This is a genomic window from Streptomyces sp. SID14515, from assembly GCF_010548505.1.
Classification (GTDB): Bacteria; Actinomycetota; Actinomycetes; order Streptomycetales; family Streptomycetaceae; genus Streptomyces; species Streptomyces caviscabies.
Genome location: NZ_JAAGMH010000112.1, coordinates 66,051 through 79,398 on the forward strand (window position 1 = coordinate 66,051; position 13,348 = coordinate 79,398).

The window sequence follows — 13,348 nt, forward strand, 5'->3', positions numbered from 1 at the left end:
CCGTAGGGTGGTCGGGCTATGACGAAGCCATCCCTCCCCGAGCTCCTGCACGCCGCCGTCACCGCCGTCGGCGGTACGGAAAGGCCCGGCCAGGTCACCATGGCCGAGGCCGTCGCCGAGGCCGTCGACGACCAATCCCACCTGCTCGTCCAGGCCGGCACCGGTACGGGCAAGTCGCTCGGCTATCTGGTGCCGGCCCTGGCGCACGGGGAGCGGGTCGTCGTGGCCACGGCCACCCTCGCCCTCCAGCGCCAGCTCGTGGAGCGTGATCTTCCGCGTACGGTCGACTCGCTGCATCCGCTGCTGCGCCGGCGTCCGCAGTTCGCCATGCTCAAGGGCCGGTCGAACTACCTCTGTCTGCACCGGCTCCACGAAGGGGTTCCGCAGGACGAGGAGGAGGGGCTCTTCGACCAGTTCGAGGCGGCGGCCCCGTCCAGCAAGCTGGGGCAGGACCTGCTGCGGCTGCGGGACTGGTCGGACGAGACGGAGACGGGCGACCGGGACGATCTGGCCCCTGGCGTCTCGGACCGGGCCTGGGCGCAGATCTCGGTCTCCTCGCGCGAGTGCCTGGGCGCGACGAAGTGCGCGTATGGCGCGGAGTGCTTCGCCGAGGCGGCCCGTGAGCGCGCGAAGCTCGCGGACGTGGTCGTCACCAACCACGCGCTGCTCGCGATCGACGCCATCGAGGGCGCGCCGGTGCTGCCCTCGCACGAGGTGCTGATCGTCGACGAGGCCCATGAGCTGGTCTCGCGGGTCACCGGCGTCGCCACCGGCGAGCTCACCCCGGCCCAGGTCAACCGCGCGGTCCGGCGGGCGGCGAAGCTGGTAAACGAGAAGGCCGCCGACGCCCTCCAGACCGCGGCGGAGGGCTTCGAGCGGGTCATGGAGCTGGCGCTCCCGGGCCGTCTCGAAGAGGTGCCCGAGGACCTCGGGTACGCACTGATGGCGCTGCGCGACGCGGCGCGCACGGTGATCTCCGCGATCGGCGCCACCCGGGACAAGTCCGTCGAGGACGAGAACGCCGTACGCAAGCAGGCCCTGGCCTCGGTCGAGTCGATCCACGGTGTCGCCGAGCGCATCACCCAGGGTTCCGAGTACGACGTCGTCTGGTACGAGCAGCACGACCGGTTCGGAGCCTCCGTCCGGGTCGCCCCGCTCTCCGTCTCCGGGCTGCTGCGCGAGAAGCTCTTCGCCGAGCGGTCCGTGGTGCTGACCTCGGCCACCCTCAAGCTCGGCGGGGACTTCAACGGCGTGGGCGCGTCCCTCGGGCTGGCCCCCGAGGGCACGGCGGGCGAGGACGTCCCGCAGTGGAAGGGGCTGGACGTCGGATCCCCGTTCGACTATCCGAAGCAGGGCATCCTCTATGTCGCCCGGCATCTGAACACCCCGGGGCGCGAGGGATCGCGTACGGACATGCTGGACGAGCTCGCCGAGCTGGTGGAGGCGGCCGGCGGCCGCACGCTTGGGCTGTTCTCCTCGATGCGCGGGGCCAAGGCGGCCGCCGAGGAGCTGCGCGGCCGCATGGACCGGCCGATCCTGCTCCAGGGCGAGGAGACGCTCGGCGAGCTGATCAAGAACTTCGCGGCCGACCCGGAGACCTGCCTCTTCGGCACCCTGTCGCTCTGGCAGGGCGTCGATGTCCCGGGGCCGAGCTGTCAGCTGGTGGTGATGGACCGGATCCCGTTCCCCCGGCCGGACGATCCGCTGATGAGCGCTCGGCAGAAGGCGGTCGAGGAGGCGGGCGGCAACGGCTTCATGGCGGTGGCGGCGACGCATGCCGCCCTGCTGATGGCCCAGGGCGCGGGCCGGCTGGTCCGGGCCACCGGCGACAAGGGTGTCGTCGCCGTGCTGGACCCGAGGCTGGCCAACGCGCGGTACGGAAGCTATCTGCGCGCCTCGCTGCCGGACTTCTGGTACACCACAGACCGGAACCAGGCGCGCCGCTCACTGGCCGCCATCGACGCCAAGGCCAAGGCGGACAAGGCATAGGACGGGAGGGGCGGTCCCGGGGCAAGGCAAAGCCCCGGGACCGACGTCATGATCGACGTCCTAGGCAGAGATCCCGGGGCGAACAGGCCGTGACCGACGCTTCCGTTTCCTCAGACCCGGCGCAGCACCGCCACCACCTTGCCCAGGATGGTCGCCTCGTCGCCGGGGATCGGCTGGTACGCGGCGTTGTGAGGGAGCAGCCATACGTGACCGTCCTCCCGGCGGAAGCGCTTGACCGTCGCCTCGCCGTCGAGCATGGCGGCGACGATGTCACCGTTCTCCGCGACGGGCTGGCGGCGGACGGTGACCCAGTCGCCGTCGCAGATCGCGGCTTCGATCATCGAGTCGCCGACGACCTTCAGGACGAACAGCTCACCGTCGCCGACGAGCTGGCGGGGGAGCGGGAAGACGTCCTCGACGGACTCCTCCGCGAGGATCGGGCCACCGGCGGCGATCCGCCCCACCAGCGGCACATAGGACGCGGCGGGCTTGCCCGTCGTGTCGGTCGGCTGGGTGCTGGGCTGGTCGGAGCCGCGCACCTCGTAGGCGCGGGGCCGGTGCGGGTCCCGGCGCAGGAATCCCTTGCGCTCCAGGGCCATCAGCTGATGGGCGACGGACGAGGTGCTGGACAGGCCCACCGCCTGACCGATCTCCCGCATGGAGGGCGGGTATCCACGCCGCTGCACGGAGTCGCGGATGACTTCGATGACCCGCCGTTGCCGGTCGGTGAGCCCCGAGCTGTCCGCCCGGATACCGGGAGGCCTGCCGGGCATGGAGCGTCCCGGGCGTGCGGGCTCGGGCCCGTCCGTGTTCGTGACTGAGTCATTCATGGCATGCACCGGCTCAAGTCGGCTCTGGGAGCGGTGGTCCCGGGCGGTGATGGTGGCACTGTCTGCGGTGGTGGTCACGTCGGCCCCTCTCGAATGTTCTCCCTAGCTGGACAACGGTAGTAGCTTTCGAAAGGTTGCGCCAAACACACGTTCGAGTGAAAAACGAATAAAGGGGTGCCGCCGTGCTACCGACAGGTGTATGAGCGGCGGTTCGGCGACCGCGCGCAGTCCCCGCGGGGGGCGACGCGCGGCCCGTGTGAAGGTCGCGGGCACCCTCCGCACAGGCGCTGTCGCGCTCCCGGCCCAAGTCTTTCATCCGGACCTGTGCGTCGGAGCCCCGGCGGCTCGGCGGCCCCGCGTTTCCCGTACCCTCTTCTCTGGCTCACGCTCCCCCCGAGCGGCCTCCGAGCGAGGTCCGGCGCGCGACACGCGATAGGGCCGAAAACGCGACTCAACCCTAGATCTAGTGGTTGGATTGCTCCAGTCACCCAGAAGTTGTGGTCTCGGTTCAACCGCGCCGTGGTCATCGCCTATGCTGGGGACTGCTTCCAGGGGCCCGACAAGGGCCCTGAAGAGGCTATTCAGTCGTGCGTGTGAAGGAGGGTTGGGAGCCATGCACTGCCCCTTCTGCAGGCACCCCGACAGCAGGGTCGTCGACAGTCGCACCACCGACGACGGGACGTCGATCCGTCGCCGCCGGCAGTGCCCCGACTGTTCCCGCCGTTTCACCACGGTGGAGACCTGCTCGCTGATGGTGGTCAAGCGCAGCGGCGTGACCGAACCCTTCAGCCGCACCAAGGTCATCTCCGGCGTCCGCAAGGCATGCCAGGGGCGACCCGTCACGGAGGACGCCCTCGCCAAGCTCGGCCAGCGGGTCGAGGAGGCGGTGCGCGCCACCGGCAGCGCCGAGCTGACCACCCACGACGTGGGACTGGCCATCCTCGGCCCCCTGCAGGAACTCGACCTCGTCGCGTACCTGCGTTTCGCGTCCGTGTACCGGGCGTTCGATTCCCTGGAAGACTTCGAGGCCGCCATCGTGGAACTGCGTGCGCAGCGGCCTTCCGCAGAGGACTGCGGGAGCGGCGAGACCCTTGAGGTCCCCGCGCCCGCCATTGCCGCCGACTGAGAGCGGTACCCGCCCGGGACGCCCGTGCCCGCAGACGTGACTCTGCGGACCGGCGGCAGGGCGACATGAGATGTGCTTCCGGCTGCCGAGTGCGGCTTCCGGAGCATCGGACACACATTGTGCCTGGGAAGATCTGGGCACTTCAGGGCGTTTTCGCCCACATATGGGAGGCGGCATGACAGAGACGGCGAGCGGCCCGGCACGAGGTTCCCGTACCAAGGGCGCCAAGGCGAGCAAGGGTCTGCGTATCGAGCGCATCCACACCAACCCCGGCGTGCACCCGTACGACGAGGTGGCGTGGGAGCGCCGGGACGTCGTCATGACCAATTGGCGCGACGGCTCGATCAACTTCGAGCAGCGTGGCGTCGAGTTCCCCGACTTCTGGTCGGTGAACGCGGTCAACATCGTCACCAGCAAGTACTTCCGCGGAGCTGTCGGCACGCCGCAGCGCGAGACCGGTCTCAAGCAGCTGATCGACCGGATCGTGAAGACGTACCGCAAGGCCGGTGAGGAGAACAACTACTTCGCCTCTCCCGCGGACGCCGAGATCTTCGAGCACGAGCTGGCCTACGCCCTCCTGCACCAGGTCTTCAGCTTCAACTCCCCGGTCTGGTTCAACGTCGGCACGCCCCAGCCGCAGCAGGTCTCCGCCTGCTTCATCCTGGCCGTCGACGACTCCATGGAGTCGATCCTCGACTGGTACAAGGAAGAGGGCATGATCTTCAAGGGCGGCTCCGGAGCCGGCCTGAACCTCTCCCGTATCCGCTCCTCCAAGGAGCTCCTCTCCTCCGGCGGCAACGCCTCGGGACCGGTCTCGTTCATGCGCGGCGCCGACGCGTCCGCCGGAACGATCAAGTCGGGCGGCGCCACCCGCCGCGCGGCCAAGATGGTCATTCTCGACGTCGACCACCCCGACATCGAGAACTTCATCGAGACCAAGGTCAAGGAGGAGGAGAAGATCCGCGCCCTGCGCGACGCGGGCTTCGACATGGACCTGGGCGGCGACGACATCACGTCCGTCCAGTACCAGAACGCCAACAACTCGGTCCGCGTGAACGACGAGTTCATGAAGGCCGTCGAGACGGGCGGCAAGTTCGGGCTGCGCGCCCGGATGACCGGTGACGTCATCGAAGAGGTCGAGGCCAAGTCCCTCTTCCGCAAGATGGCCGAGGCCGCCTGGGCGTGCGCCGACCCGGGCATCCAGTACGACGACACCATCAACGCCTGGCACACCTGCCCGGAGTCCGGCCGGATCAACGGCTCGAACCCGTGCAGCGAGTACATGCACCTGGACAACACCTCGTGCAACCTCGCCTCGCTGAACCTGATGAAGTTCCTCAAGGACGACGGCCTGGGCAACCAGTCCTTCGAGTCCGAGCGCTTCGCCAAGGTCGTCGAGCTGGTCATCACCGCGATGGACATCTCGATCTGCTTCGCGGACTTCCCCACGCAGAAGATCGGCGAGAACACCCGCGCCTACCGTCAGCTGGGCATCGGCTACGCCAACCTCGGCGCCCTGCTGATGGCGACCGGTCACGCGTACGACAGCGACGGCGGCCGCGCCCTGGCCGGCGCCATCACCTCGCTGATGACCGGCACCTCCTACCGCCGCTCCGCCGAACTGGCCGCGGTCGTCGGCCCGTACGACGGCTACGCCCGCAACGCCCAGCCGCACCAGCGCGTCATGAAGCAGCACTCCGACGCCAACGCCAAGGCCGTCCACGTCGACGACCTCGACTCGCCGGTCTGGGCCGCCGCGACGGAGGCCTGGCAGGACGTGATCCGGCTCGGCGCGAAGAACGGTTTCCGTAACGCGCAGGCCTCGGTCATCGCGCCCACCGGCACCATCGGTCTCGCGATGTCCTGCGACACCACCGGTCTGGAGCCCGACCTCGCCCTGGTCAAGTTCAAGAAGCTGGTCGGCGGCGGCTCGATGCAGATCGTCAACGGCACGGTGCCGCAGGCGCTGCGCCGTCTCGGCTACCAGCCGGAGCAGATCGAGGCGATCGTCGCCCACATCGCCGAGAACGGCAACGTGGTCGACGCCCCCGGCCTGAAGACCGAGCACTACAGCGTCTTCGACTGCGCCATGGGCGAGCGTTCCATCTCCGCGATGGGCCACGTCCGGATGATGGCGGCCATCCAGCCGTGGATCTCCGGCGCGCTCTCCAAGACGGTCAACCTCCCCGAGACGGCCACCGTCGAGGACGTCGAAGAGGTCTACTTCGAGGCGTGGAAGATGGGCGTCAAGGCGCTCGCGATCTACCGCGACAACTGCAAGGTCGGCCAGCCCCTCTCCGCCAAGACCAAGGACAAGGAGAAGGAAGAGGTCACCGCGAAGGCCGAGGAGACCATCCGTACGGCGGTCGAGAAGGTCGTCGAGTACCGCCCGGTCCGCAAGCGCCTCCCCAAGGGCCGTCCCGGCATCACCACCTCCTTCACGGTGGGCGGCGCCGAGGGCTACATGACCGCCAACTCCTACCCGGACGACGGTCTCGGCGAGGTCTTCCTGAAGATGTCCAAGCAGGGCTCGACCCTCGCGGGCATGATGGACGCCTTCTCCATCGCCGTCTCGGTCGGTCTGCAGTACGGCGTCCCGCTGGAGACGTACGTCTCGAAGTTCACCAACATGCGCTTCGAGCCGGCCGGCATGACGGACGACCCGGACGTGCGGATGGCGCAGTCGATCGTCGACTACATCTTCCGTCGCCTGGCGCTCGACTTCCTGCCCTTCGAGACCCGCTCGGCCCTCGGCATCCACTCCGCCGAGGAGCGTCAGCGCCACCTGGACACCGGCAGTTACGAGCCGTCGTTCGAGGCGGACGGTCTGGACGCGGACAGCCTGGCCCAGTCGGCCCCGGCCCACGCCGAGCCCCTGAAGGTGGTGGCGGCTCCCCAGGAGTCCGCCGCGAAGCCCGCGCCGAAGACGGCGCACACCTCGGCCGAACTGGTCGAGATGCAGCTCGGCATCAGCGCCGACGCCCCGCTCTGCTTCTCCTGCGGTACGAAGATGCAGCGCGCCGGCTCCTGCTACATCTGCGAGGGCTGCGGCTCGACGAGCGGCTGCAGCTGAGGTCGTGCGGGGCCGCGTAGGGCTTAGCTGACCCGCGGCTCACGAAGGGGGACCGGCCACTGGCCGGTCCCCCTTCGGCATGCCCCCGGGTTGTCCGGAACTGACCGTTGTCAGCCCTCGCCGGCCCGGCTTCCCATCACCGCGATGAACCCGTCGGGATCGCCGTCGAACCCGCGCACCGCCGACCGGAACACCCAGGGCCCGGCGTCCTCGCGGACGAACTCCCCGATCACCGCCGCGGTCGCCCACGCCACGCCGGAGAAGTCGGTCTCGGCCAGGACCGTGTAGCCCTCGCCGATCTCCATCGCCGTGCTTCCTATGGCGCCGAAGGTCTTGTGGCCGTCGCGCTGCTGGATGGCGACACCGACCACCACCCGCCCGTACCGGTCCGCCAGCCGGTTCAGCTCGATGGTCATGATCTCGTCGAAGCCGAACCCCTGGCCGGTGCGGCTGTCGCGGTTCAGCGTGATGGTGCCGTCCGGTGAGCGGCTGTCGAAGTGCACCAGGTACGCGGGTGCGCCGTACGGGTCGTCGACCGGGTAGGTGGCCGCGATGATGTCGAGGTCGTTGGCCGCCGCCCCGAGCGGACTGGGGTTCCATTTGACCCGCACTTCGATCTTTTCGATGTCCTTGTTCGGAGTGCTCAAGGGGCTTCCCTCCCGGCCGACGGCCCACGGACCGTTCTCATCACCCGATACACGATTGACCCGATCATGTACGGAACCGCCGGGCTGAACCAACTGTCCCGGAACCGGACGGCGGATTCGGGCCACCCACCGGTACCGTGACCGGCGCCACGTTCCGCGCCGTACGATGGCGCGGTGCTGGTGAAGTGGATTCGCTGTTCCGTGGTGGACCGTCATGGTTTCGAACGGGGACAGCGGAAGTGGGCGGGGCTGCTCGGCGAGCCGGGGTTCAGAGGGCAGAGCGGCGGGTGGAGCCGAACGCGCCCCGACGTCGCCCATGTCTTCGCCTTCTGGGAGAACCGCGTCTTCTACGACTCCTTCATGGCCCGCGGGCACGACCGGCTGGCAGCCGGGCAGTCGGGCATGTTCCGCGATATGCAGGTCACCCTCTTCGAGCGCCGCTTCGACGTGAAGACGGGCTTCGAGCCCCACTTCGCGGAGGCGGACGTCGTCAGGGTCGCGCACAGCCGGGTGCACGAGGAGCGCGCCGAGCACTTCGTCCTGATGCAGAAGCAGGTGTGGAATCCCGCCATGGCCGGATCGCCCGGCATGCTGCGCGGTGTGTTCGGAGAGGCGCCCGGCAACGAGTTCCTGGCGCTGTCCCTGTGGAAGTCGAGCGCCGAACGCGGCAAGTACCGCGCGGCGGGGGCCGAGCGGCTGGCGGCCCGCGCGGAGACCGAGACGGACGTGATCGAGCTGACGGGCGACGTCGTGGAGCTGGAACCGTCCTGGACGGTGTGACCCGGGCGGCCCGGGCCCTCCTGGACCTGGTGACCCGCGCGGCCCCATCCTGCCGCCCCGACCGGTCGTGCCGCCCCGATCCGATCTAGGCTCGGGACATGGCACGACCGCAGCGCATAGTCCTCGTCCGGCACGGTGAGTCCGAGGGCAACGCCGACGACACGGTGTACGAGCGGGAGCCCGACCACGCGCTCCGGCTCACCGAAACAGGTCTGCGGCAGGCCCGGGAGACCGGGGAGGAGCTGCGTGAGATGTTCGGCGAGGAGCGGGTGAGCGTCTACATCTCGCCCTACCGCCGCACCCACGAGACGTTCCGGTCCTTCGACCTGGACCCGGCGCGCGTGCGGGTCCGCGAGGAGCCCCGGCTGCGCGAGCAGGACTGGGGCAACTGGCAGGACCGGGACGACGTACGGCTGCAGAAGGCCTACCGGGACGCCTACGGGCACTTCTTCTACCGTTTCGCCCAGGGCGAGTCCGGCGCCGACGTCTACGACCGGGTCGGGGCGTTCCTGGAGAGCCTGCACCGCAGCTTCGAGGAGCCGGACCACCCGGAGAACGTCCTGCTGGTCACCCACGGACTGACGATGCGGCTGTTCTGCATGCGCTGGTTCCACTGGTCGGTCGCGGAGTTCGAGTCGCTGTCCAACCCGGGCAACGGCGAGACGCGGACCCTGCTGCTCGGCGAGAACGGCCGCTACACGCTCGACCGGCCCTTTCAGAGCTGGCGGACCCCTGAGCCGTACGGCCGCACCGGCTAGAGTGGCAGGGCGATGACCGCTGATTCTGCTTCCGCGCGGCGCTTCGAACGCGCCCTGGCCAGCCTGCGTGGGCTGTCCTTGGGAGACGCCCTGGGCTCCCAGTTCTTCGTCCCCGTCAACTACCCCCTGCTGAAACAGCGGGCCCTGCCACCCGGGCCCTGGCAGTGGACCGACGACACCGAGATGGCCTGCTCGGTCCTGGCCGTGCTCGCCGAGCACGGCCGCATCGACCAGGACGCGCTCGCCCGCTCCTTCGCCGAGCACCACGACTTCGACCGGGGCTACGGCCCCGCCGTCAACCGGCTCCTGAGGCTCGTACGGGAGGGCGGCGACTGGCGGGAACTGTCCTCGGCGCTCTTCAACGGCCAGGGCTCCTGGGGCAACGGCTCGGCGATGCGCATCGCCCCGCTCGGCGCCTGGTACGCGGACGATCCTGAGCAGGCCACGCACCAGGCGGAGATCTCCTCGTACACCACGCACCAGCACCGCGAGGCCGTCGTCGGCGCGATGGCCGTCGCCGCCGCGGCGTCGCTCGCCGCCGCTCCCGGCGGTCCGCCGAGCCCCGAGGACCTCCTCGACGGCGTGATCGCGCTCGTGCCGCGCAGCGCCGTCGGCGCGGGGCTGCGCCGGGCCCGCGACATGCTGGACTACCGGGACGCCGGAACGGTCGCCGCGGTCCTCGGCAACGGCCGCCGGACCAGCGCCCACGACACCGTGCCGTTCGCGCTCTGGTCGGCCGCCCGGAGCCTCGGGGACTACGAGGAGGCGTTCTGGGTCACGGCCCAGGCGGGCGGTGACGTCGACACGACGTGCGCCATCGTCGGCGGTGTCGTCGCCTCGGGCGAGGCCGGAGCGCCGCCTGCCGACTGGCTGGCACAGACGGAGGAACCACCGGCGTGGCTGACCCCGTCCCTGCGCTGATCCCGGTCGCCGCGCCGATCCCGGTCCCGCGCTGACACCGTTCCCGCCGTCATCTGTCACGGTCCTGCCACAGGATCACTTGGCGTGTCGGTGAAGCGTCTACGAACGCGAGTTCGGGATTACTCTTTCGGCCACGCCGCCCCTGGTTGATCTTGAGGGCGTGCGCCGAATGAGACGCCGGGACAGGCGGACGGCCCCGGGCCGCGCGTGGACCCGGTCGGGGAGGGGTCCCATGTCCGATCAGCCGTCCGAGCCGTCCAGACCGCCGGAGAAGTCCGAGGAAACCGGTACGCCCCGGCCACCGGAGCCGCCGAAGCGGTCGGAGCCGCCGGTGGCCTCGCAGTCCGCCGAGGCTTCCGAGACCGCTGACGCACCGGCCGCGGACAAGCCGCAGCCGTCCGAGGCCCGGCCGTCAGGCACGCAGCCGTCCGGCGCGCGGGCGTCGGGAACGCAGTCGTCCGGCGCGGAGACGGTGGGAACGCAGGCCGCCGGTGCGCAGCCGGCCCGCGCGCAGGCCGCCGGTGCGCGGGCTGCTGACGGCGCCGGTCAGCCGGGCAGCCCCTGGCAGTACGCCCCGGGAGCGCCCGGCGCCAAGGACGACGGTGTGACGGCCCGGCTCCGGCCCGCCGCTCCGCCCCTCATCCGCCCCGCCGTGCTCTGGTCGGTCCTGGCCACCGCGGTCCTGAGCGCGCTCTTCCTGGGCGACGGAATCGGGGCGAACCTCCTCATCGTGGCGGTGCCCGCCGCACTGGCCGCGTTCTTCGCCGCGCGGGCGGCAGGCCGCAGGCTGCGGCCCTGGACGGCTACCTGGGCGCTGGGCGGGCTCGCGCTGCTCGCGATACCGGCGCTCCGGGACGCGGGCTGGCCCACCTTCCTCGCCGTGGTGTCGGCCTTCGCGCTCGGCTCGCTGGCGCTGCACGGCAGCCGCAGCTGGCTGGGCGTGCTGGTCGGCTCGCTGGGCCTGTTCGACTCGGTCGTGCCCGGCATCATCTGGGGCGTACGCGGGATCCGCGCGCGGGCCGACGGTTCCCGCGCGCGCTGGGGCGCCGCCCTGCGCACCACGGCGGTGGCCCTCGTGCTGCTGGTGGTGTTCGGAACCCTCTTCGCCAGTGCGGACGCCGCGTTCGCCGATCTGCTGGGCAGCCTGATGCCCGACGCCTCGATCGGCGAGGGACCGTGGCGGATCTTCCTGTTCGCACTCGGACTGGCAGGCGCGCTCGCCGCCGCGTACGCCGCCGCCGCACCGGTGCGCTGGGACGGGCTCACCGTACGGCCCGGCAAACCCCGGGGACGGGCCGAGTGGGCCCTTCCGCTGATGGTGCTCAACCTGCTCTTCGCGGCGTTCATCACCCTCCAACTCGTCGTCCTCCTCGGGGGCTACGAGAAGGTGCGGGCGGAGACCGGCCTCGACCACGCCGAGTACGCCCGCCAGGGCTTCTGGCAGCTGTTGTGGGCCACCCTGCTCACCCTCCTCGTGATCGCCCTGGCCCTGCGCTGGGCGCCGCACGGCGGCAGCCGGGACCGGACGCTGGTGCGCGGCGTCCTCGGCACCCTCTGCGTGCTGACCCTCGTCGTCGTCGCCTCCGCGCTGCGCCGCATGGACCTGTACGTCGACGAGTACGGCCTGACCAGGCTGCGGATATCCGTGGCCGCGATGGAGCTCTGGCTCGGGGTGGTGCTGATCCTGATCCTGGCGGCCGGGGTCTTCGGGGCCCGGTTCCTGCCGCGGGCCGTCGCGGTGAGCGCGGCGGCCGGGGTCCTGGCCTTCGGGCTGCTCTCGCCGGACGGGCTGATCGCCGAGCAGAACGTCCAGCGCTTCGAGGACAGCACGTCGACCGCCATCGACATCGACTACGTCAAGGGCCTCTCCGCCGACGCCGTGCCCGCCCTGGACCGACTGCCCGAACCGGAACGCTCCTGCGCGCTGCGGCTCATCCAGAACGAGGTCCTGTACTCCGACACCCCCTGGTACGCGACCAGCTGGGGCGAGGCGCGGGCCAAGGAGATCCTGGAGAAGCGACCGCTGAAGGGCGACGGCCGCGACTGCTACCAGGCGGGCCGAAGCGGAACCCGCGACGGCTACGAGCCGGACGACGACGGCTACGACCCGTACTGATCCGAAGGACCCGCGGAGCACGGCCCACCGAGCACGGCGCCCGAGCCCCCGAGCCGACGAGCCGACGGGGGCGGCGAGCCCACGAGCCGACCGGGTGGCACGCCGACGGGGCGACAAATCGACAGGCCGATGGGTCGACGGACCCGCTGAGCCCACGGGTTCAGCGGGTCCGGGAGACCTCGAAGCCGCCTCCGATGGCTGATTCGCGGTATGCCCGGCGCCCCGGGGTGTTGCTGCCGTGGCACTCGGCGTACGCTGGCAGGCGCCATGCCGTACGAACCACCCACGCACACCGTCGAGCGCTCGCTTCGCGCTACCACCGGTGCCAGGACCGTCGCCGGTGTCGATGAGGTCGGACGCGGTGCGTGGGCCGGACCCGTCACCGTGTGCGCGGCGGTCACCGGACTGCGCCGACCGCCCGAAGGCCTCACCGATTCCAAGCTGTTGACCCCCCGCCGACGTGCCGAACTCGCTCCCGTACTGCGGAGCTGGGTCACCGCCTACGCGCTGGGCGACGCCTCGCCGCAGGAGATCGACGACCTCGGCATGACCGCCGCCCTCCGGCTCGCCGCCGTGCGGGCCCTGGACGGGCTGCCGGTACGGCCCGACGCGGTGATCCTCGACGGCAAGCACGACTACCTGGGCGCTCCCTGGAAGGTCCGCACCGTGATCAAGGGCGACCAGTCCTGCATCGCGGTCGCGGCGGCCTCGGTGATCGCCAAGGTGCACCGCGACGGGATGATGGCCGAGCTGGGCGCCGCGTCCGACGACTGCTCCGACTTCGCCTTCGACGCCAACGCGGGGTATCCCTCGCCGGTGCACCGGGCCGCGCTGGAGGAGCGGGGGCCCACGGCCCATCACCGTCTCTCCTGGGCGTATCTGGACGCGCTGCCCCGGTGGCAGCACCTGAAGAAGGTCCGTTTTTCCGCCGAGGCGGCCGCACTCGAAAGCGGGGGCCAGCTCGGCTTCGAATTCTGATCGCGCACACGCGCCCCTTTTACCGACGCCGACGACATCGGCGTTCGCACAGACCACCTTCATGCCTCTGATCTTCGAGGAGCCTCAGATTCCCGAGAGCGCCCAGGGTCCCCGCGTCACTCCGGCCGCC

At 70.6% G+C, this 13,348-nt stretch carries 10 protein-coding genes; 8 read left to right on the forward strand and 2 right to left on the reverse strand.

Features of this window, described 5'->3' with window-relative positions; all coding sequences use genetic code 11:
- Positions 1-18 precede the first annotated feature (18 nt).
- Positions 19-1,989, forward strand: coding sequence for an ATP-dependent DNA helicase (locus G3I54_RS26625; protein WP_164617877.1), 1,971 nt, complete (start codon positions 19-21; stop codon positions 1,987-1,989).
- 110 nt (positions 1,990-2,099) lie between these two features.
- Here G3I54_RS26625 and lexA read toward each other — a convergent pair whose 3' ends face one another.
- Positions 2,100-2,897, reverse strand: coding sequence for a transcriptional repressor LexA (lexA, locus tag G3I54_RS26630; protein WP_010072358.1), 798 nt, complete (start codon positions 2,895-2,897; stop codon positions 2,100-2,102).
- 535 nt (positions 2,898-3,432) lie between these two features.
- Between lexA and nrdR the strand changes: the two genes are divergently transcribed.
- Both nrdR and G3I54_RS26640 read left to right on the forward strand, forming a co-directional pair.
- On the forward strand, positions 3,433-3,945 hold the full coding sequence (nrdR, locus tag G3I54_RS26635) for a transcriptional regulator NrdR (protein ID WP_030577138.1): 513 nt from the start codon (positions 3,433-3,435) through the stop codon (positions 3,943-3,945).
- Between the two features lie 175 nt (positions 3,946-4,120).
- Positions 4,121-7,018, forward strand: a complete 2,898-nt coding sequence (locus G3I54_RS26640; protein WP_164617879.1) for a vitamin B12-dependent ribonucleotide reductase — start codon at positions 4,121-4,123, stop codon at positions 7,016-7,018.
- 110 nt (positions 7,019-7,128) lie between these two features.
- Here G3I54_RS26640 and G3I54_RS26645 read toward each other — a convergent pair whose 3' ends face one another.
- Entirely contained in the window at positions 7,129-7,665 is a 537-nt protein-coding gene (locus tag G3I54_RS26645) for a TerD family protein (protein WP_164617883.1), read from the reverse strand.
- A 174-nt stretch (positions 7,666-7,839) separates the two neighbouring features.
- Here G3I54_RS26645 and G3I54_RS26650 point away from each other — a divergent pair, with 174 nt between their 5' ends.
- From G3I54_RS26650 to G3I54_RS26670, 5 genes are all read left to right on the forward strand, one after another.
- Complete coding sequence (locus G3I54_RS26650) at positions 7,840-8,445, forward strand: YdbC family protein (RefSeq protein ID WP_164617886.1); 606 nt, start codon at positions 7,840-7,842, stop codon at positions 8,443-8,445.
- A 98-nt stretch (positions 8,446-8,543) separates the two neighbouring features.
- Positions 8,544-9,203, forward strand: a complete 660-nt coding sequence (locus G3I54_RS26655) for a histidine phosphatase family protein (protein ID WP_164617888.1) — start codon at positions 8,544-8,546, stop codon at positions 9,201-9,203.
- Between the two features lie 12 nt (positions 9,204-9,215).
- A complete protein-coding gene (locus G3I54_RS26660) occupies positions 9,216-10,124 on the forward strand; it encodes an ADP-ribosylglycohydrolase family protein (protein WP_164617890.1) in 909 nt (302 codons plus the stop codon).
- Positions 10,125-10,356: 232 nt separating this feature from the next.
- Entirely contained in the window at positions 10,357-12,240 is a 1,884-nt protein-coding gene (locus tag G3I54_RS26665) for a DUF4173 domain-containing protein (RefSeq protein ID WP_164617893.1), read from the forward strand.
- 267 nt (positions 12,241-12,507) lie between these two features.
- Complete coding sequence (locus tag G3I54_RS26670; RefSeq protein ID WP_164617896.1) at positions 12,508-13,218, forward strand: ribonuclease HII; 711 nt, start codon at positions 12,508-12,510, stop codon at positions 13,216-13,218.
- The last annotated feature ends 130 nt before the right edge of the window (positions 13,219-13,348 follow it).